Genomic DNA, 19,497 nt, shown 5'->3' with positions numbered 1-19,497 from the left:
GGAGATAGACGATGAACTTTTCACTGCGCCGCCTCGCCCTGGTTACCGGCTGCCTGCTGCTGGCCGGCCATGCCATCGCCGCCGAACCCAAACGCCCCGAATGCATCGCCCCGGCCTCGCCGGGTGGCGGCTTCGACCTGACCTGCAAGCTGGTGCAAAGCGCCCTGGTGCAGGAGAAGATCCTCAGCAAACCGATGCGCGTCACCTACATGCCAGGTGGTGTCGGCGCAGTGGCCTACAACGCGGTGGTAGCGCAGCGCCCAGCGGATGCCGGCACCTTGGTGGCATGGTCCAGCGGCTCCTTGCTCAACCTGGCCCAGGGCAAATTCGGCCGCTTCGACGAAAATGCCGTGAAATGGCTGGCGGCAGTCGGCACCAGCTACGGCGCCATCGCGGTGAAAAGCGATTCACCCTACAAGACCCTGGATGACTTGGTCGCAGCGCTGAAGAAAGACCCGAGCAAGGTGGTGATCGGCTCTGGCGGTACCGTCGGCAGCCAGGATTGGATGCAGACCGCCCTGATCGCCAAGGCCGCCGGCATCAACCCGCGCGACCTGCGCTACGTGGCCCTTGAAGGTGGCGGTGAGATCGCCACTGCGCTGCTCGGTGGCCATATCCAGGTCGGCTCCACCGATATCTCCGACTCCATGCCCCACATCCAGAGCGGCAACATGCGCATCCTCGCCGTGTTCTCGGAAAACCGTCTCGACGAGCCGGAGATGAAAAACATCCCCACCGCCAAGGAACAGGGCTACGACATCGTCTGGCCGGTGGTGCGCGGTTTCTACCTTGGGCCGAAAGTGAGCGACGAGGAGTATGCCTGGTGGAAGGATTCCTTCGACAAGATGCTTGCCTCTGAAGACTTCGCCAAGCTGCGTGACCAGCGCGAGCTGTTCCCGTTCGCAATGACCGGCGCAGAGCTGGACACCTATGTGAAGAAGCAAGTGGCGGACTACAAGGCACTGGCCAAGGAATTTGGCCTGGTTCAGTAAGCCCGGGCGCCTGTACGGGCCACATCACCGGCAAGCCGGCCCCCACGGCGACAGCGTAGGGAGCCAGCTAGCCGGCGAAAAGGCCTGCACGGCCACTGCAACCCCAATGAGGATTCCCAATGATCCTGCAACGCCTCTTCGCCCTGGCTCTGCTGGCGCTGTGCGCCGTCCTGGCCGTGATGGCCTGGCCGTACCAGGCGGCCTTTTCCTACGAACCGGTCGGCCCACGGGCCTACCCGCTGTTGATGCTTGGCCTGATGAGCCTTGGCCTGCTCTATCTCGCCATACGCCCCACGCCCATCGTGCACAAGGACGACGAGCCTGCGCTGGACCGCGCGACCCTGACCAAGGTTGCTGCCTGCGTCGGCCTGCTGCTGGTCTTCGCCAGCACCTTTGAAGCCTTGGGCTTCATCCTCAGCGCCATCCTGGTTGGCATCCCCATGGCGCGCTTGTACGGCGGCCGCTGGCTGCACAGCACCCTCGTGGTGGTAGGCATGAGCCTGTTCCTCTACTGGCTGTTCGACCGCGTGATGGATGTGCCCCTGCCCCTCGGCCTGCTGAGCGTACTGGAGAACTGACAGATGGATACCTTGAGCTACCTGGGCCAGGGCTTTGGCGTCGCCCTGACCCCCTACAACCTGGTTACCGCCCTTTCGGGCACCCTCATCGGCACCGTGGTCGGCTTGCTGCCGGGCCTGGGCCCGATCAACGGCGTGGCGTTGCTGATCCCGATCGCCTTCGCCCTCGGCCTGCCCCCAGAGTCGGCACTGATCCTGTTGGCAGCGGTTTACCTGGGCTGCGAATACGGCGGGCGGATCAGCTCGATCCTGTTGAACATCCCGGGCGAAGCCTCGACCGTGATGACCACCCTGGACGGCTACCCGATGGCCCGCAACGGCCTGGCTGGCGTTGCCCTGTCGCTGTCGGCGTGGAGTTCGTTCATCGGCGCACTCATCGCCACCTGCGGCATGGTGCTGTTCGCCCCGCTGCTGGCGAAATGGGCGATCGCCTTCGGGCCGGCGGAGTACTTCGTGCTGATGGTGTTCGCCATCGTTGCGTTGGGCGGCATGGCCGGGGACAAACCGCTGAAGACCTTCATCGCCGCACTGATCGGCCTGTTCCTGTCAGCGGTGGGCATCGACGCCAACAGCGGCGTGTACCGCTTTACCGGTGACAGCGTGCACCTTGCCGACGGTATCCAGTTCGTGGTGCTGGTGCTGGGCCTGTTCTCGATCAGCGAAATCCTGCTGCTGCTGGAGAAGACTCATCATGGCCACCAGGCGGTCAAAGCCACGGGGCGCATGCTGTTCAACTTCAAGGAAGCGGCCTCGGTGTTCGTCATCAATATTCGCTGTGGCGTGCTCGGTTTCATCATGGGCGTGCTGCCAGGTGCGGGTGCGACCCTGGCCAGCGCCGTGGCCTACATGACCGAGAAGCGTATCGCCGGCGAAAGTGGCAAGTTCGGCAAGGGCGATGCCCGTGGCCTGGCTGCCCCGGAAACGGCCATCGGCGCGTCCTGCTGCGGCGCCCTGGTGCCGATGCTGACCCTGGGCGTTCCCGGCTCGGGCACCACGGCGGTGATGATCGGTGCACTGACCCTGTACAACATCACCCCCGGCCCCCTGCTGTTCGAACAGCAACCTGACATTGTCTGGGGGCTGATCGCTTCGCTGTTCGTCGCCAACATCATGCTGGTGATCCTGAACATCCCGATGATCCGCATCTTCACGCGCATCCTCGCCGTACCGAACTGGGCGCTGGTGCCAGTAATCGCGATCATCACCGCGATCGGTGTATACGCCGTGCACGCCACCACCTTTGACCTGTTCCTGATGGTCGGCATCGGCATCATGGGCTACATCCTGCGCAAGCTGGACTTCCCGCTCTCGCCCATCCTGCTCGGTTTCATTCTGGGCGGCCTGATGGAGCAGAACCTGCGCCGTGCGCTGTCGATTTCCAATGGCGAACTGGGCATTCTGTGGTCGAGCTCGATCAGCATGGGCATCTGGGCACTGGTGGTGTTCATGCTCTGCCTGCCGCTGCTGCGTATCTGGCGCAAGCGCAGCCTGCAGCGCCGGGCGATGGCCGATGCCTGATCGGTCGTTACCGCTGTACTGGGCGACAGGGCTGGTCGGCCTGGCGGGCGGGTATCTCGCCAGCCTGGTCGGCTGGCCCTTGCCTTGGATGGTCGGCGCCTTGCTGGCGATCATCCTGGTGCGCTGCCTGACGCCCTGGCAACTCTCGGAAATCCCCAATGGCCGCAAATGCGGCCAATGCATCATCGGCCTGGGTATCGGCCTGCACTTCACCCCTGCCGTGATCGAACAGGTGGCCAGCCATTTCGTGCTGATCTTCTTTGCCGCGATGCTAACCACGGTTTCCAGCGGGGTGGGCGTCTGGTTGCTGCGGCGTACCGGCGAAGACCGTGCCACGGCATTTTTTGCCAGCATGCCCGGGGGTTCCGGGGAGATGGTCAACCTCGGCGCACGTAACGGCGCGGTGCTCAGCCAGGTGGCTGCGGCGCAAAGCCTGCGGGTGCTGGCGGTGGTGCTGTGCGTACCGGCGCTGTTCAAGTTCCTGATCGGTGACGGTGTGCCGCTCAATCATACCGCCAGTGTGAGCTGGGGCTGGCTGGCACTGATCGCACCGCTGGGTGTGGCGGTCGCTCTCGCCTGGCAGCGCTTGCGCCAGCCCAACCCCTGGCTGTTCGGGCCGCTGCTGGTGGCCGCCACGCTAAGCCTGGCGGGCAACCTGCAGATTGCCCTGCCCGACGGTGCCAGCCAGATCGGCCAATGGTTGATCGGCAGTGGCCTGGCCTGCCACTTCAGCCGCACGTTCTTCCGCCGTGCTCCGTCGTTCTTGCTGCGCACGTTGCTCGCCACCGCGCTGTGCATGTTGATCGCGGGCGCTGCCGCCTGGGGGTTGAGCGTGATGACTGCGCTGGATCTGCGCTCGCTGACGCTGGGCATGATGCCGGGCGGCATTGCCGAGATGAGCCTGACCGCAGAGACGTTGCAGTTGTCGGTGCCGTTGGTGACCGCGTTGCAAGTGATGCGCTTGCTGTTCGTGCTTTTTCTGGCCGAACCGCTGTTCAGATACTGGGTGAAAGGCCAGGACTGAAGCCAACGCAACGCCTGTGGGAGGTGACCTGAGGTTGATGTCAGGCAGTCAGTGTGATCAGGGCTGCTGCGCAGCCCATCGCCGGCAAGCCGGCTCCCACCCCAACCGCGCCAACTTTTAGAAGTTGAGCAAGAACAGTTACCCCCACCGCGACCGCGCAGTTCTTCAGGCCTGCGCATTACTGGGGGAGGCAACCATCCTCTAAAAGCCGGCGCAATCCATGTGGGAGCCGGCTTGCCGGCGATCACCGGCGAAGCCGGTGCCATGCAGCGCTGCATCGACAACCCAGGCAGGCAGCCGCTCACTGTCCCCTCAGAACCCCCTGCCCCTCAAAGCGGCGGCAACGCCCAGTTGATCGGCGCCAGGCCACGCTGTTCGAGGAAGCCATTGGCCCGGCTGAAATGCCCACAACCCAGGAACCCCCGGTACGCCGACAGTGGCGAGGGGTGCACCGACTTCAATACCAGATGCTTGGTGCCATCGATCAGCTTCTGCTTGCTCTGGGCATGCGCGCCCCACAGCAGGAACACCACGTTCGAACACTGCTCGCTGACCACCTGAATGATCCGGTCCGTAAAGAATTCCCAGCCTTTCTTGGCATGCGAAGCGGCATTGGCGCGCTCGACGGTCATGGTCGTGTTGAGCAGCAGCACCCCCTGCTCGGCCCAGCTTTGCAGGTAGCCATGGCTGGCAATGGGGATGTTCAGGTCGCGCTGCAGTTCCTTGTAGATATTCACCAACGACGGCGGGGTCGGCACACCCGGCTGCACCGAGAAGCACAGGCCGTGAGCCTGGCCCGGGCCGTGATACGGGTCCTGGCCGAGGATGACGACTTTCACCTGATCGAGCGGGGTGGAGTTGAGCGCATTGAAGATCATCGGGCCGGGTGGGTAGATTTCCTTGCCGGCGGCGTGCTCTTGGCGCAGGAATTCACGCAGCTGGTGCATGTAGGGCTGGTCGAACTCTGCCCGCAGGGCGTTTTTCCAGCTGGGTTCGAGTTTGATGCGATCGTCGTCAGTCATGGGGCCATCCGTAAACAATGGCGCGACACTAGGTAAGCCATCTGCCCTTGTCAATCGGTCCGACCTGTGGCCTGCATGATCGCCCAGGCAAGCCATACTTGAGCGATGACTTGAACGAGGTAGCCATGACCATTCACTGCGAGGTACTTACCGGCGCCGATGGCGCCCGCATCGGCATTGCCACACTGGACGCGCCCAAGGCGCTCAATGCCCTGAGCCTGCCGATGATCGAAATGCTCGGCGAATACCTGCAGGACTGGGCACGCGACCCGGGCGTAGTCTGTGTATTGCTGCGTGGCAACGGCGCCAAGGCATTTTGCGCCGGCGGCGATGTACGGGCACTGGCCCAGGCCTGCCGCGACCACCCTGGCAGCGTGCCACCGCTGGCAGCCACCTTCTTCGCCGCCGAATACCGCCTCGACTATCTCCTGCACACCTACCCCAAGCCGTTGCTGTGCTGGGGCCACGGCCATGTACTGGGGGGTGGCATGGGGCTGTTGCAGGGGGCCGGCGTACGCATCGTTACGCCCAGCAGCCGCCTGGCTATGCCAGAAATCAGTATTGGCCTGTACCCCGACGTGGGCGCCAGTTGGTTTCTTGGGCGCCTGCCGGGCAGGCTTGGGCTGTTTCTGGGGCTGACCGGCGCCCCCATCAACGCCCGGGATGCCATCGACCTGGGCCTGGCGGACCGATTCTTTGGCGAGCATCAACAAGACGGGCTTATCGAAGAGCTGTTGCAACTCAACTGGCAAGAACAGACCGACCTGCAGTTGAACAGCCTGCTCAAGGCGGAGCAGCACCGCGCCTATGCCGAACTGCCGCAGGCGCAGTGGTTGCCGCGGCGCCAGCTGATCGATGCCCTGCTCGACGTTGCCGACCCGGCGGCCGCGTGGCGGGCACTGGAGGGGCTCAAGCAGCATGAAGACCCCTTGCTGGCCGCTGCTGGCCAACGCCTGCACGAGGGCTGCCCGCTCACGGCGCACCTGGTCTGGGAACAGATCCGTCGGGCCAGGCATCTGTCATTGGCCCAGGTGTTCCAGATGGAATACAGCATGAGCCTCAATTGCTGCCGTCACCCCGAATTCAGCGAAGGCGTGCGCGCCCGCCTGCTGGACAAGGACAACCAGCCACGCTGGCACTGGCCGGATGTTGCGCAAGTGCCGGCGGCCGTGGTCGAGGCCCATTTTGAGAAAGTATGGGAGGGGCGCCATCCCTTGGCAGATCTTGCCTGACCGGGGCCGCTATGCCCCTCCCGACAAACCTTCACCGTTGCCAGTTGCGGTCACCTGAGCGCCTACCCTCCGGACGGCGATCACGATCACCCCGGCCATTGGAGTGCCAGCGGTCGTTCTGATACCGCCGGCTGTCATTGCGGTAATCATGCCGGTCGCGATCACGGCCGTAGTCATAACGCTGGCGATTGCCATAGTCGTAACGCGGGTTGCCATGCCACTGCTTCATCCCCGGCTGAGGGTGCGCACGGTATTGCGGCACCGGCGCAGGCCGGTAGTAGCGCGGCGCTGGCTGATAGTAGTAGCGCGGCTGGGGGGCGACGTAATAGCGGTCGTGACGGTAATAACCCGGCGAGACATACCGGTCAGCGGTGTAGTAATCGGTACGATAATAACGGCCACCCTCGTGGTAGGGCACGCACGCGCTTGTCATCAGGCCCAACAGGGCGATCAACAGAATTCGATAGGACATGGCGGCCTCCTGGACCGCTGGGGTGCCCGTGCAGCGGCGCTGCCGAGCGTCGACGCCAAAGCGAACATCGACAAGGAATAAGACATTGTCGCCATCGTGCAGTGCCATTTCCGCAATAATTTGAAATAGCTTGGATACCCCCAATAAACCTGCAGTCTTTTCCCGGGCTTATCACTAGAATGATCGCCTCGGCACACATCACGGGATGATCATGCCCTCACGTTCCGCTCTGTTCGCGCACCGCTCGCTGATCCTCACCATCCTGATGCTGTTGGCTTGCGGTTTCATCGCCACCTCGCTGCTCAGCTATTTCGCCTCCCGCAGCGCGATCCGCGATGGCATCGTCAACACTGAACTGCCGCTGACCTCCGACACGGTCTATTCGGAAATCCAGAAAGACCTCATCCGCCCGGTACTGATCGCCTCGATGATGGCCCAGGACACTTTCCTGCGTGACTGGGTGCTCGCTGGCGAGCAGGACACTCAGCGCATCACGCGCTTCCTTGGCGAAGTCATGGGCAAGCAGGACACCTTCACTTCGTTCTTCGTCTCCGACCGCACCCTGACCTATTACCAGGCCAAAGGTGTGCTCAAGCAGGTCGAGCCCGACAGTTGGCGCGACGCTTGGTATTTCCGCCTGCGCGACCAGAAAGCACCCTATGAAATCAACGTCGACCTGGACATGGCCAACCAGGACAGCCTCACCGTGTTTATCAACTACCGGGTGCTGGACTACCAGCAGCGGTTCATCGGTGCGACCGGGGTGGGCCTGAGCGTGGACACGGTGGTCAAGCTGATCGACACCTACCAGCGGCGTTACCAGCGTTCGGTGTTGTTCACCGATGCCAAGGGCAAAATCTTGCTCACCGGCTCCGACGGCGGCCCGCATGGCCTGCGGGTCGGCCAGCCACTGCGCGACAACCCCGAACTGGATGCCTTGCAGGCTCAGCAGCCGGTACCCGCCGAGGGCAGCCATGAATACAAAGACAGCGAGGGCCACAGCCACTTTCTCAACGTAAGGCACCTGCCCGAACTTGACTGGTACCTGTTGGTGGATAAACGCGAGGCCGGCGCTTTGGCGCGCATTCGCCACTCGCTCTACCTCAACCTGGCGATCTGCGCGATGATCAGCCTGGTGGTGGTGTCGCTGCTGCATGCCATGCTCAGGCGCCATCAGGCCAGTATCGAGTCCCTGGCCACGCTCGACAGCCTTACCGGGCTGCCCAACCGGCGCAGCTTCGATCTGCTGGCGGCAAAAGCCTTGCAACAAGCCCAGCGCGATTGCGCCCCGCTGGTGGCGCTGTTGATCGACCTGGACCACTTCAAGACGCTCAACGACAACCACGGCCACCTGGCAGGCGACGAAGTGCTGCGCCAGTTTGCCAATGTGCTCCAGGGCAGCCTGCGCCAGTCGGATATACTGTGCCGCTGGGGCGGCGAGGAGTTCATCGTGCTGCTGCGTGAAACTCAAGGCCGGCAAGCGATCGACGTGGCGGAGAAGATCCGTCGGCGTACCGAGCAACTGACCTTCAGCCATGACGAACAGCCGTTGCGCCTGACCACCAGCATAGGCCTCAGTGGCCTGCAGCCGGGCGATACCCTGCAAGCCCTGCTGACCCGCGCCGACCGTGCGCTTTATCGTGCCAAGCAGGCCGGCCGCAACCGCGTCTGCAGTGAAAATCCCGGACTTGTGTATGAATGACAGCCAGCACTGCCCTGCCTGTGGCGCCCTCAACCAGTGCACCCTGGCCGACCCACGTACCGCAGCCGCAGCCTGCTGGTGCTATGCGGTCACGATCGACCCTGCAGTTCTGCAGGCTCTGCCAGATGAACTGCGCGACAAATCCTGCTTGTGCCCGCGCTGCGCCGCAAGCGCCGGCCTGGCCGAGGACGCGCCTGCACGGATCGCGGCAAAAAAGCGCTAGACTGCGCGCCCCTCCCTGGACCACCTCAACGCCATGCGCCTCGACCGCTTCCTTGCCAACCTGCCCAGCTACAACCGCCAGCAAGTACGCTTGCTGCTGGTACAGCGCCGCGTGCGGGTGGATGGCGAAACGGTAACCGACCCGCAGGCCGAAGTCCGTGTGTTCAGCCGCATCGAGGTGGATGATCAGCTGCTGCAGGCCGGGCGCCCGGCGCGCTACCTGATGCTGCACAAACCGCCCGGCTGCGTCAGCGCCACTCACGACCCACAGCACCGCACCGTACTCGACCTGCTGCCTGCGCCATTGCGCGAGGACCTGCACATTGCCGGGCGGCTCGACTACAACACCACCGGCCTGATGATCCTGACCAACGACGGCCAGTGGTCCCGGCGCCTGACGCAGCCGGCGACGAAGCTGCCCAAGCGCTATCGGGTGGAAACGGAAGATGAAATCGGCGCGCACTACATCGACAAGTTTCGCGCAGGCTTCTACTTCGCCTTCGAAGACCTGACTACCCTCCCCGCGCACCTGGACATCCTTGGCCCGCGTACGGCACAGCTGTCCATCACTGAAGGGCGTTATCACCAGGTCAAGCGCATGTTCGGCTACTTCGACAACAAGGTTGTGGGGCTGCACCGCGAAACCATGGGGGCGATACAGCTCGATCCAGACTTGGCGCCGGGCGAATTCCGGGCGCTCACGGCTGCAGAAATCGCCTCGGTCTAGAGCGGTTCAGGCACGGTCAACACGTCGTACGACCGCCCGGCGAGAAAAGTCACAATTTTATCCAGCCGGCACTTGCGGGATGCCAGACCCGATGCTTGACTCCTAACTTGTCGGTCCGCGCGTGACTCGTCGGTCACGCTGCGCGCCACGACATCTTTTTGTCGGCTACCCAAGGCCTCGATGCCTTGGAGCACGGCAGATTGCCCGCCAAAAACAATACCGTCGACACGTGTGCCAAGGATCGACACAGGGCCCGGTAATTCCTTCAGGCAAATGCCTACCTGTCATAAAGAACGTGCACCCTAGGTGACGCGAACACCCTTTTTGCGCCAGGAGTCGATGACATGAGGCCAGAAATCGCTGTACTTGATATCCAAGGTCAGTATCGGGTTTACACGGAGTTCTATCGCGCGGATGCAGCCGAAAAGACGATCATCCTGATCAATGGCTCGCTGGCCACCACGGCTTCGTTCGCCCAGACGGTGCGTAACCTGCACCCACAGTTCAATGTCGTGCTGTACGACCAGCCCTACTCGGGCAAGTCCAAGGCGCACAACCGCCAGGAACGCCTGATCAGCAAGGAAGACGAGGCGCATATCCTGCTTGAGCTGATCGAGCACTTCCAGGCCGACCACGTGATGTCGTTCTCCTGGGGCGGTGCCTGCACCCTGCTGGCGCTGGCGCACCAGCCGCGTATGGTGAAAAAGGCGGTGGTCAGCTCGTTCTCGCCGGTGATCAACGAACCAATGCGCGACTACCTGAACCGCGGTTGCCAGTACCTGGCTGCCTGCGATCGCTACCAGGTCGGCAACCTGGTCAACGACACCATCGGCAAGCACTTGCCATCGCTGTTCAAGCGCTTCAACTACCGGCACGTCAGCAGCCTGGACAGCCATGAATATGCGCAGATGCACTTCCACATCAATCAGGTACTGCAGCATGACCTGGAACGGGCACTGCGTGGCGCACGTAACATCGACATCCCGGTGCTGTTCATCAACGGCGACCGTGACGAGTACACCACAGCCGAAGACGCTCGCCAGTTCGGCAACCATGTCGACAAGAGTCACTTCACGGTGATCCGTGATGCCGGGCACTTCCTGGACATGGAAAACAAGACGGCCTGCGAAGCCACCCGCAGCGCGTTGCTCGGTTTCCTCAAGCCGACCGTGCGCCAGGTGCGGGCACGTACTGCGTACAACGCCAGCCAAGAGCAGCATGCATGGGCAATCTGAGTGCATCGGCGCCCTGTAGCCATGGCCTGCAGGCTATGGGCGCCGACAGTTTTTTTTCACCGGTTTATAACGAGGGCTTCTAATTCCAGACAGGTTCTGGTAAAAAGTCGAGCGCAGACGCGGGTATAGTTTAATGGTAGAACAGTAGCTTCCCAAGCTTCCGACGAGGGTTCGATTCCCTCTACCCGCTCCACTCCGCATCCCCCGCATGGCGTTCCAGAACGTCATCGCTGCCCTCGAGGCGAAGATCACCCCCAAGCCGGCCGGCTTGACACCTTCAAACGCTCAGTACCCCAGCCTTTTCGGCACAGCCGTCTCACGTTCAGCCGCGCGATCATAAAAGCGCAATAGCGCACCCGCCCTGTTGGTGAAGATCCCGTCCACCCCCGCCTTCATGGCTGCGTCGAAGTCCTGCGCCTCGTCGAGCGTATAGACGTGCACCAACAGCCCACGCTCATGGCTGGCCTGGTTCATCCATGGCTCAATGAGATCGGCGTAGCTCTGTTCGCCCAGCTTGCCGCGCTTGGCAGAAGGCCCGGTTCCAATTGCACCGCCCTGCTTGGCCAAGTCCAGCCAGCGCAGGAATTCAGCCCGGCTCTTGGGGTGCTGGCGGGCATAAAAAGCGGCCTTGTCGCTTTCGCCTGAACCCGCGAAATCGTGTCCCGAGGCCGGCGCGATGGCCTTTGTACCCACCCACAGCAGCAGAATCTTCGGTACCTGCGGCATTGTCTCGTGCAGCAGCGCCAGGCTGTTGCGGTCGAATGTCTGCACTACCACGCGCCCAGGCCGGTCGAGCCAGCCACGGGCCTTCAAGCGCTCCTTGAGCTGGCGCTCAATACCGGGAAACTGGCTGGGCACCTTGGTCTCGATGTACAACCCGGGCTGGCGCTGCGGGTTGCCTTCGGCAATATCGATGACTTCGTCGAGGGTGAGGATCGGCAGGTTGGCGAACGACGCCCGTGCACGTGCCGGATAGGCCTCGTTGAACCAGCTGCCGGCGTCCAGGGACTTGAGCTCGGCGAGGGTAAAGGCACTGACTGGGCTGTGTTTGCGCTCGGGGAAACGCTTGGCGACATCGCTGGTACGTGACAGCTCATCGTCGTGGACCACAACCAGCACGCCGTCGCGCGTGCGCTGCAGGTCCAGCTCCAGATAGTCGGCGCCCAACTCGCGGGCCAACAGGTAGGCGGGCTTGGTAGATTCCGGTGCATCATAGGAGGCGCCGCGGTGAGCGATCACTGCCGGGTAGGGTATGCCTTGGGCTGCGGCGAGGGCCTTGCCGTCCGTTGCCAATGCCACGCAGGCCGGCCCCAGCGCTGCCAAGGCCAGCATCCCGATCAAACAATTGCGCATCTGAAGTCCTCTTTCGTTCTGCGAACCTGGTCGTGGCTCTAGCGCAACCCTCGCACACATTGCATGACATGCTAAAGTCGCCCCCGTTTCCCGCTCCAGCGAATGGACCCATCATGCCCGCACTAGACGCCCACCTCGCCACCTGGCAGGAACTCGCCCACCGCCACCCCTGCGAAGCCCTGCTACTGGGCAACGGCGCCAGCCGTGTACTGTGGAAACCATTCGGCTACTTTTCGCTGTTTGAAGAGGCCCAGCGCGCCGGCCGCAAGAAAGGGCTGGCGATCAGCGACCAAGCCTTGTTCAAGTCCTTGGGCACCGAACTGTTCGAACCGGTGCTCACTACACTGAACCAGGCCGTGCGCGCCAATGCGGCGCTGGCGATCAACTCTACTGCGCCGCTGAACCGCTACTACTCGATCAAGGAAGCGCTGATCCACGCCGTGCGCACCGTGCACCTGCCATGGCCTAAGATGCCAGTGACGACCCTGGCGTCCATCAACCAAGCCTTACGCGGCTACCGTAGTGTCTACACCAGCAACTATGACCTGATCCTGCCTTGGGCAGTGCAGCATGCACCTGAGGGCTTCGCCACGCTGTTCGATGAGCAAGGTTTCTTCGACGTACGCCGCACCCGCAGCGAAGGGACGCGCGTGCTGCATGTGCACGGTGGCCTGCACCTGCTCAAGCTGCCAGACGGCACCACCCGTCAGCGCAGCGCCGAAAGCGCCGAGCTGCTGGACGGCTTTGCCGTGAACATCCCGGGGGAAGTGCCCCTGTTCGTCAACGAAGACCGGAGCGACGAAAAACTGCGCGCCATCCGCAACTCGGACTACCTGGGCTGGTGCCTGGGCCAGTTGGCCCAGGAAAGCCAGGGCCTATGCCTGTTCGGGCAACACCTGGACAGCAGCGACCAGCATCTGCTCGACGCCATTCGCCAGGCGCGGCCGCGCCATCTTGCGATTGCCATACGGCCGTTGAGCGAGGCTTCGGTGATCAATCAGAAGCAGCACTTTGTGGAACGGTTTGGTGATCTGGCGGGCACAGCGCTGCATTTCTTCGATGCGGGTACGCATCCGCTGGGGGCTGCAGCGTTGGCGATCGAAGTGCCGACGGTGCGCCGTTAAGACCGCTTCCAGGGTTCGCTCTCTATAAGCAAAAGCCGTGTGCCCTTGATCGTGCGTGCATGAGCGCTTAACACATCGTGACCATCGCATCCTGAGTCAGGCCAGCATGTCTTGGCCGATGCTATGACTTCCGCTGGTCTGCAACCAGGCCAGCACGTTGGCGATGCCAAGGGAGGTACTCCCTTGATGCGAACTCCATTCCGGCATCATGAAGGCATGAATCAACTTCCCTCATGCGTGGCGTATCTATGCCTGGATAGTCACGTACCAACCATGCACTTTCGAAAGTGCACACCAGATCTCAAATATCTAGCTCGAACTAGCCACTAATAAGAAAAATCCCACGCAACGCAGCGCTATATCTGTAGTACACGCCTGAAAAAACAGGTATTCACGAGAACACCCTTGACCTATTAGCAATACAGCTATTGTATGGACTCACAAAACGTCATTACCCGATGAAATACGACACCAAGGCACGGATTAAAAACCACTTAACGCATCGTTATACACACTAACTTGAACCGCGCCACCCGCCCCATAACAACCCATCGAAAGTACACATTAAAAAACATTGTGACAAACATTACTCCCGGCACACCACACGCACCTTCACACAACAATAACAACCAGGGCGTTAGCATATGAAACTCATCATTATTGGCTACGAAGCGTTATCCCGCGTAGCCCTCCCCCTTTTTATCAAAGAGCTACTCGACGGAATAAAATCGCTGAAAATCATCGCACCCTCAGCAAAAGGTAAAAAGACGAAGGTACAAGGACTGCGCTTCAGCATCCCTGCCTACGAGAATTCCCAAGCATTACTCAACCATAGCCCCTCTACGATTCTTGAAGTTTTAGGCAGGCCAACATGAGCTGGTTATATTTTTCACTGATGGCGCCACTGCTGTGGAGTCTCTCTAACATGGTGGATAAATTTGCGATCAATAACATTACATCACACTATATTTCATTCACCTTCCTACTGAGCATTGGCAACATATTCTTCGCCATTGGCATTTACTTTCTTCTCCGACCGACTGACATAGACCCTTTGACCGCGAGTATAAACTTACTGTCCGGCCTGGCAATATTCTTGCAATATTTCGCCTATAGCTATTCACTGGAGGAAATGGACGTCTCCGCCGTAATCCCGATTCATCAATCGGAACCGCTGTTCGTTCTCATCGCCTCAGCATTGCTATTCAATTCGATCCCCACATACGGGCAGGCAAGTGGATTCGTGCTGATAACCGGGGGTATTCTGCTGCTCTGTATTTCACGTAAAACAATGAGCGGATTAGGTCAGAAGAGGCACCTATCAATGATTTTGGTGTCCGCTTTTTTCGGTGCGGCATCCACCATCATCTCAGATGAAATACTCAAAACAAAAAGCCTGGAATCCGTACTGCTTTTCAACTTTGCAGGCTACGCACTTGGCGGGGTACTGCTCTTGCTAGTACCCTTCTGCCGAAAGCTGATCACTCACGACCTGAAGCGACTAACCACCAAAGAATATTGCATTTTTGGCACCACCAACACCTTGGATGTAGGCGGCTATGTTTTTTTCATGGCTGCATTGTCTGCAGGTGGTGGAGCTGCACTGGTATCCGTCGTCGTCAGCATACATCCACTGTTTGTTCTTCTCTTCGGTTACGTAGCAACACGGTATTTTCCGAATACGCTAACCGAAGATATCGCGCCGACAAGCTTATTCCGAAAAATTGCTTCAATACTCGTAATCGTGGCTGGCGTCGCGGTGATCTCACTGACTGCGCGCTGATGGCAGAGCTGTACAGGTTTATCGTTTTCGGGGCTAGCGTAACTCCCCGGCCCGACCGGCCCGCTAGCCCCGTGACGGGTTTAAATCAAGCCATCCCCTCGCAACAACGTCTCCAGGCAATGCTCCTGCACGCCATAAAACGCTTTCAGTTGCGCAATCTTCTCCAGCAACGCTTGCGCCGGTGCGGGCTGTTTGCGTTTCACGGCAAGAATCATCTTGTTCTTGTTGGTGTGCTCCAGCGAGATGAACTCGAACACCTTGGTCTCGTAACCACAAGCTTCCAGATACAGCGCGCGCAAGCTGTCAGTGAGCATCTCGGCCTGTTGCCCCAGATGCAGCCCATATTGCAGCATCGGCTGCAGCAAGCCTGGGCTTTGCAGTTGCGGGCGAATTTGCTTGTGGCAGCACGGTGAGCACATGATGATCGCGGCGTTGCAACGGATTCCGGTGTGGATCGCATAATCAGTTGCAATGTCGCAGGCATGCAGGGCGATCATCACCTCGATGGCCTCGGGTACGACGCTGCGCACATCGCCGCACTGAAACTCAAGGCCCGGATGCTCCAGGCGCGAAGCGGCTGCATTGCACAAATCGACCATGTCCGGACGCAGCTCCACCCCGGTCACCTGCGCCGTGCGGCCCAGGCTGTTGGTCAGGTAGTCGTGCATGGCGAAGGTCAGGTAGCCCTTGCCTGAGCCGAAGTCGGCCACCCGCAGCACCTGCTCAGCCGGCACCGGCGCATTGGCCAGGGCGTGATCGAACACTTCAACGAACTTGTTGATCTGCTTCCACTTGCGCGACATGGACGGGATCAGCGCCCCCTGTGCGTCGGTCACACCCAGATCACGCAGGAAGGGGCGCGACAGTTCCAGGTAACGCTTCTTCTCGCGGTCGTGGCCCGTGCTGGCAGCAGCGTCGCGCGGCGCCTGCGCACCGTGGCGCTGGAGCATCGGCTTGCCCTTTTTGCTGAAGGTCAGTTGCACTTCACCGTCAGCGTCGAACAAGTGGGCATTGCGAAAGCTTTCCGGCAGCAGCCCGGCAATCAATGCCTGGGCCTGCTCCAGCGGCACGTTACGGGTGATGTCGCGCGTTTGATGGCGGTAGACCAGCGACAGGTTGGCCTGCCCTTTGACCTGCACCGGCTTGGCGATGATCCGCTGCAGGGTCGGGTCGGCGCCGACATGGCGCGCCAGCACCAGCTTGACCAGGGTGTTGCCGTGCAGGGCAGCGCTCAGCAGGTCGAGAAACTGGGCGCGCGCATCCGGCGCGATGGAAGCGGAAGTACTGGCGGACATGGAAAACAGGTGCCTCGGATAGCGGTGAGTGCGTTGCACAATGCCGCGCATTCTACGTTGATGCCCGGCTCAGGCGAAGGTTTTCGCGATGGGCGTGGTTCACTCCAGAATCACCAGGCGGTTCGGCAGCTCGTTGCCTGCGTGGGTGCGTGGCACGTGCTCGCACAGCCGCTCACCGCAAGCCTCGATGCACTCGATGAAGCCCTGAAGGGTGTGGCCCTGGCGCACCTGCTCGGCAAAGCGGGCACCGATCACCGCACGCGCATGGGCATCGAGGTGCCGATCGATACCTTGATCGACCAGAATCTCCACGTGCAGCTCAGCTTCGGCCACGAAGATCAGCACCCCGGCCCCCTTGGCCGTGCAATGCAGTCTCTGCTCGCGAAACTGTTGCCGGGCCAGGCGCGATGCCCGCCAGCGGCGCAGCGCAGGGGGGACCAACCAGGCGTTCAGGCGTGGGATGCGCAGCAGCGCGCACAGGCCAATGAACAGCAGCAGGTTGGCCACCAGCAGCGCGTGCCCAACCGGCCAGCCCAGCACCAGCTGCAGCAGGCCAGGCCCCGCCAGCGCCAGCACGGCGGCCCAAAACAGTGGAAGATAGGGGTAATCATCTGCGCGTCGGGCCAGCACGGTCACCAGCTCGGCATCGGTGCGCCGTTCCACGCGCGCTATGGCCTCAGCGATCTGGCGCTGCTGGTATTCGTCGAGGGGGGTCATGCCTTCGGTCTCTGATCGTTTTTATAGTTGTTGTCCCGGCACGCGGGCGATCCTCAGCGAGCGACATAATCAGGCATAATCCGCCGCTGGAATTAATGCCGGTAAATCGTACAACAATAGCCGCCTGAAAACTTCTGCCGCGCGCGTATCACTGTGGATACGGCACAGGCCTCGACAACGGAATTCATGATGAAACTGTCTTTGCTGGGCCTGGCCTTGGGCCTTGCCAGTCAGGCGGCCCTTGCCGCCCCCACCGCCCCGCCCCTGCAGGACAAGCAGGCATTCATCGAGCATCTGATCAGCCAGATGACCGAGGCTGAAAAGATCGGCCAGTTGCGCCTGATCAGCATCGGCCCGGAGATGCCACGGGAAAAGATCCGTGAGGAAATCGCCGCCGGCCGTATCGGCGGTACCTTCAACTCGCGCACCGCCCCCGAGAACCGGCCCATGCAGGACGCCGCCATGCGCAGCCGCCTGAAGATTCCGATGTTCTTCGCCTACGACACCATCCACGGCGAGCGCACCATTTTCCCGATCGGCCTGGGGCTGGCTGCCACCTGGGACATGGACGCCATCGCCAAGGTCGGCCGCACTTCGGCCATCGAAGCCGCCGCCGACGCCCTGGACATGACCTTTGCGCCCATGGTCGACATCGCCCGCGACCCTCGCTGGGGCCGCACCAGCGAGGGCTTCGGTGAAGACACCTACCTGACCTCGCGGATCGGCCAGGCGATGGTCCGCTCGTTCCAGGGCAGCAGCCCGGCCAACGCCGACAGCATCATGGCCATCGTCAAGCACTTCGCCTTGTATGGCGCGGTGGAAGGCGGGCGCGACTACAACACGGTCGATATGAGCCTGCCGAAGATGTACAACGACTACCTGCCGCCCTACCGCGCCGCGCTCGACGCCGGTGCCGGCGGGGTGATGGTGGCGCTGAACTCGATCAACGGCGTGCCGGCCACCTCCAATACCTGGCTGATGAACGACCTGCTGCGCAAGGAGTGGGGCTTCAAGGGCGTGACCATCAGTGACCATGGCGCCATCCAGGAGCTGATCCGCCACGGCGTTGCCCATGATGGTCGCGAAGCGGCCAAACTGGCGATCAAGGCCGGCATCGACATGAGCATGAACGACACCCTGTACGGCGAAGAGCTGCGAGGGCTGCTCAAGTCAGGCGAGGTGACCCAGGCCGAACTGGACCAGGCCGTGCGCGAAGTACTGGGCGCCAAGTATGAAATGGGCCTGTTCAAGGACCCGTACGTGCGTATCGGCAAAGCCGAAACCGACCTTAAGGATTACTACGGCGAGGACCGGCTGCACCGTGAGGCCGCGCGCGACGTGGCGCGCCGCAGCCTGGTGCTGCTGGAAAACCGCAAGCAGACCCTGCCGCTGAAAAAAACCGGCACCATTGCCCTGGTCGGCCCGCTGGCCGATGCGCCGATCGACATGATGGGCAGCTGGGCTGCCGACGGTAAGCCGATGCACTCGGTCACCGTGCGCGAAGGCCTGCGTCGCGCCGTCGAGGGCAAGGCCCAGCTGGTCTATGCCAAAGGCTCCAACGTTACCGGCGACAAGGCGATCGTCGATTACCTCAACTTCCTCAACTTCGATGCCCCGGAAATCGTTGACGATCCGCGCCCGGCCGCAGTGCTGATCGATGAAGCGGTCAAGGCAGCGAAACAATCCGATGTGGTGGTGGCGGTGGTGGGCGAGTCCCGCGGCATGTCCCACGAGTCGTCCAGCCGCACCACCCTGGAGATCCCGGCCAGCCAGCGCGAGCTGATCAAGGCCCTGAAAGCCACCGGCAAGCCGCTGGTGCTGGTGCTGATGAACGGCCGGCCGCTGTCGATCGCCTGGGAACGCGAACAGGCCGATGCCATCCTGGAAACCTGGTTCGCTGGCACCGAGGGCGGCAATGCCATCGCCGACGTGCTGTTCGGTGACTACAACCCGTCGGGCAAGCTGGCCATTACCTTCCCGCGTTCGGTCGGGCAGATCCCGATGTACTACAACCACACGCGCATTGGCCGCCCGTTCACCCCAGGCAAGCCGGGCAACTACACCTCACAGTACTTCGAAGAGCCAAACGGCCCGCTGTATCCATTCGGTTACGGCTTGAGCTACAGCACTTTCGAACTGTCGGGGCTGAACCTGTCGCACAAGGACCTCAAGCGCGGCGACACGCTGGAGGCCAAGGTGACGGTGAAGAACACCGGCAACGTCGATGGCGAGACCGTGGTCCAGTTGTACCTGCAGGATGTCGCGGCCTCCATGAGCCGTCCGGTCAAAGAGCTCAAGAACTTCCAGAAAGTCATGCTCAAGGCCGGAGAGTCGCGGACCTTGGCCTTCCGCATCAGCGAAGAAGACCTGAAGTTCTTCAATGGGCAGCTGCAGCGGGTCGCTGAGCCTGGCGCGTTCAATGTCCAGGTCGGCCTGGACTCAGAGGCGGTGCAACAAAAGGGCTTCAACCTGCTGTAACGGCCCTGCAAGCCTTACCGTCC

18 protein-coding genes and 1 tRNA gene are annotated in these 19,497 nt (G+C 61.6%); 14 read left to right on the top strand and 5 right to left on the bottom strand.

Features of this window, described 5'->3' with window-relative positions; genetic code table 11:
- Positions 1 to 11: 11 nt before the first annotated feature.
- From OSW16_RS05425 to OSW16_RS05410, 4 genes are all read left to right on the top strand, one after another.
- Entirely contained in the window at positions 12 to 992 is a 981-nt protein-coding gene (locus OSW16_RS05425) for a Bug family tripartite tricarboxylate transporter substrate binding protein (protein WP_267821324.1), read from the top strand.
- A 119-nt stretch (positions 993 to 1,111) separates the two neighbouring features.
- Positions 1,112 to 1,570: a tripartite tricarboxylate transporter TctB family protein gene (locus tag OSW16_RS05420; protein ID WP_267821321.1), complete on the top strand. Its 459-nt coding sequence runs from the start codon at positions 1,112 to 1,114 to the stop codon at positions 1,568 to 1,570.
- Between the two features lie 3 nt (positions 1,571 to 1,573).
- On the top strand, positions 1,574 to 3,088 hold the full coding sequence (locus OSW16_RS05415; RefSeq protein ID WP_267821319.1) for a tripartite tricarboxylate transporter permease: 1,515 nt from the start codon (positions 1,574 to 1,576) through the stop codon (positions 3,086 to 3,088).
- Positions 3,081 to 4,112 (top strand): AbrB family transcriptional regulator, encoded by a 1,032-nt coding sequence (locus OSW16_RS05410; protein WP_267821317.1) that lies wholly within the window; start codon positions 3,081 to 3,083, stop codon positions 4,110 to 4,112. Before OSW16_RS05415 ends, OSW16_RS05410 begins: the two co-directional genes overlap by 8 nt.
- 329 nt (positions 4,113 to 4,441) lie before the next feature.
- Here the strand turns inward: OSW16_RS05410 and ung are convergent, their stop codons facing one another.
- Positions 4,442 to 5,134 (bottom strand): uracil-DNA glycosylase, encoded by a 693-nt coding sequence (gene ung, locus OSW16_RS05405; RefSeq protein ID WP_267821314.1) that lies wholly within the window; start codon positions 5,132 to 5,134, stop codon positions 4,442 to 4,444.
- A gap of 125 nt (positions 5,135 to 5,259) precedes the next feature.
- Here ung and OSW16_RS05400 point away from each other — a divergent pair, with 125 nt between their 5' ends.
- Positions 5,260 to 6,366, top strand: a complete 1,107-nt coding sequence (locus OSW16_RS05400; protein ID WP_267821312.1) for an enoyl-CoA hydratase/isomerase family protein — start codon at positions 5,260 to 5,262, stop codon at positions 6,364 to 6,366.
- Between the two features lie 31 nt (positions 6,367 to 6,397).
- Here OSW16_RS05400 and OSW16_RS05395 read toward each other — a convergent pair whose 3' ends face one another.
- The gene (locus OSW16_RS05395) at positions 6,398 to 6,838 is read right to left on the bottom strand and encodes a hypothetical protein (protein WP_267821309.1); all 441 of its coding nucleotides are present in this window, start codon (positions 6,836 to 6,838) and stop codon (positions 6,398 to 6,400) included.
- A gap of 211 nt (positions 6,839 to 7,049) precedes the next feature.
- Here OSW16_RS05395 and OSW16_RS05390 point away from each other — a divergent pair, with 211 nt between their 5' ends.
- The 5 genes from OSW16_RS05390 to OSW16_RS05370 all read left to right on the top strand — a co-directional run bounded on the left by OSW16_RS05390 (position 7,050) and on the right by OSW16_RS05370 (position 10,917).
- Positions 7,050 to 8,540 carry a sensor domain-containing diguanylate cyclase gene (locus OSW16_RS05390; RefSeq protein ID WP_267821307.1) on the top strand — a complete coding sequence of 497 codons (1,491 nt, stop codon included), beginning with the start codon at positions 7,050 to 7,052 and terminating at the stop codon, positions 8,538 to 8,540.
- Positions 8,533 to 8,763 carry a cysteine-rich CWC family protein gene (locus OSW16_RS05385; RefSeq protein WP_267821305.1) on the top strand — a complete coding sequence of 77 codons (231 nt, stop codon included), beginning with the start codon at positions 8,533 to 8,535 and terminating at the stop codon, positions 8,761 to 8,763. The genes OSW16_RS05390 and OSW16_RS05385 overlap by 8 nt, the downstream gene beginning before the upstream one ends.
- Positions 8,764 to 8,796: 33 nt before the next feature.
- Positions 8,797 to 9,489, top strand: a complete 693-nt coding sequence (locus OSW16_RS05380) for a pseudouridine synthase (RefSeq protein WP_267821303.1) — start codon at positions 8,797 to 8,799, stop codon at positions 9,487 to 9,489.
- Positions 9,490 to 9,833: 344 nt separating this feature from the next.
- Positions 9,834 to 10,724 carry an alpha/beta fold hydrolase gene (locus tag OSW16_RS05375; protein WP_267821301.1) on the top strand — a complete coding sequence of 297 codons (891 nt, stop codon included), beginning with the start codon at positions 9,834 to 9,836 and terminating at the stop codon, positions 10,722 to 10,724.
- Between the two features lie 119 nt (positions 10,725 to 10,843).
- A tRNA-Gly gene (locus OSW16_RS05370) sits at positions 10,844 to 10,917 on the top strand.
- 92 nt (positions 10,918 to 11,009) lie between these two features.
- Here the strand turns inward: OSW16_RS05370 and OSW16_RS05365 are convergent.
- A complete protein-coding gene (locus OSW16_RS05365) occupies positions 11,010 to 12,077 on the bottom strand; it encodes a glycerophosphodiester phosphodiesterase (protein WP_418942032.1) in 1,068 nt (355 codons plus the stop codon).
- Positions 12,078 to 12,190: 113 nt separating this feature from the next.
- Here OSW16_RS05365 and OSW16_RS05360 point away from each other — a divergent pair, with 113 nt between their 5' ends.
- The 3 genes from OSW16_RS05360 (at position 12,191) to OSW16_RS05350 (ending at position 14,984) form a co-directional block, all read left to right on the top strand.
- On the top strand, positions 12,191 to 13,201 hold the full coding sequence (locus OSW16_RS05360; RefSeq protein ID WP_267821298.1) for a DUF4917 family protein: 1,011 nt from the start codon (positions 12,191 to 12,193) through the stop codon (positions 13,199 to 13,201).
- Between the two features lie 644 nt (positions 13,202 to 13,845).
- Positions 13,846 to 14,076 carry a hypothetical protein gene (locus tag OSW16_RS05355; protein WP_267821294.1) on the top strand — a complete coding sequence of 77 codons (231 nt, stop codon included), beginning with the start codon at positions 13,846 to 13,848 and terminating at the stop codon, positions 14,074 to 14,076.
- Complete coding sequence (locus OSW16_RS05350; RefSeq protein ID WP_267821293.1) at positions 14,073 to 14,984, top strand: EamA family transporter; 912 nt, start codon at positions 14,073 to 14,075, stop codon at positions 14,982 to 14,984. Before OSW16_RS05355 ends, OSW16_RS05350 begins: the two co-directional genes overlap by 4 nt.
- An 80-nt stretch (positions 14,985 to 15,064) precedes the next feature.
- On the opposite strand, the gene OSW16_RS05345 is transcribed toward OSW16_RS05350, so the two are convergent.
- Both OSW16_RS05345 and OSW16_RS05340 read right to left on the bottom strand, forming a co-directional pair.
- Positions 15,065 to 16,279, bottom strand: a complete 1,215-nt coding sequence (locus OSW16_RS05345) for a class I SAM-dependent methyltransferase (RefSeq protein WP_267821291.1) — start codon at positions 16,277 to 16,279, stop codon at positions 15,065 to 15,067.
- Positions 16,280 to 16,378: 99 nt separating this feature from the next.
- Positions 16,379 to 16,996 (bottom strand): TPM domain-containing protein, encoded by a 618-nt coding sequence (locus OSW16_RS05340; RefSeq protein WP_267821289.1) that lies wholly within the window; start codon positions 16,994 to 16,996, stop codon positions 16,379 to 16,381.
- Between the two features lie 186 nt (positions 16,997 to 17,182).
- On the opposite strand from OSW16_RS05340, the gene bglX reads away from it, so the two are divergent.
- Positions 17,183 to 19,474, top strand: a complete 2,292-nt coding sequence (gene bglX, locus OSW16_RS05335) for a beta-glucosidase BglX (RefSeq protein ID WP_267821286.1) — start codon at positions 17,183 to 17,185, stop codon at positions 19,472 to 19,474.
- The last annotated feature ends 23 nt before the right edge of the window (positions 19,475 to 19,497 follow it).

Origin of the sequence: Pseudomonas putida (genome assembly GCF_026625125.1) — a bacterium.
GTDB classification, from domain to species: domain Bacteria; phylum Pseudomonadota; class Gammaproteobacteria; order Pseudomonadales; family Pseudomonadaceae; genus Aquipseudomonas; species Aquipseudomonas putida_X.
This window is presented reverse-complemented; position numbering and strand designations above follow the sequence as displayed.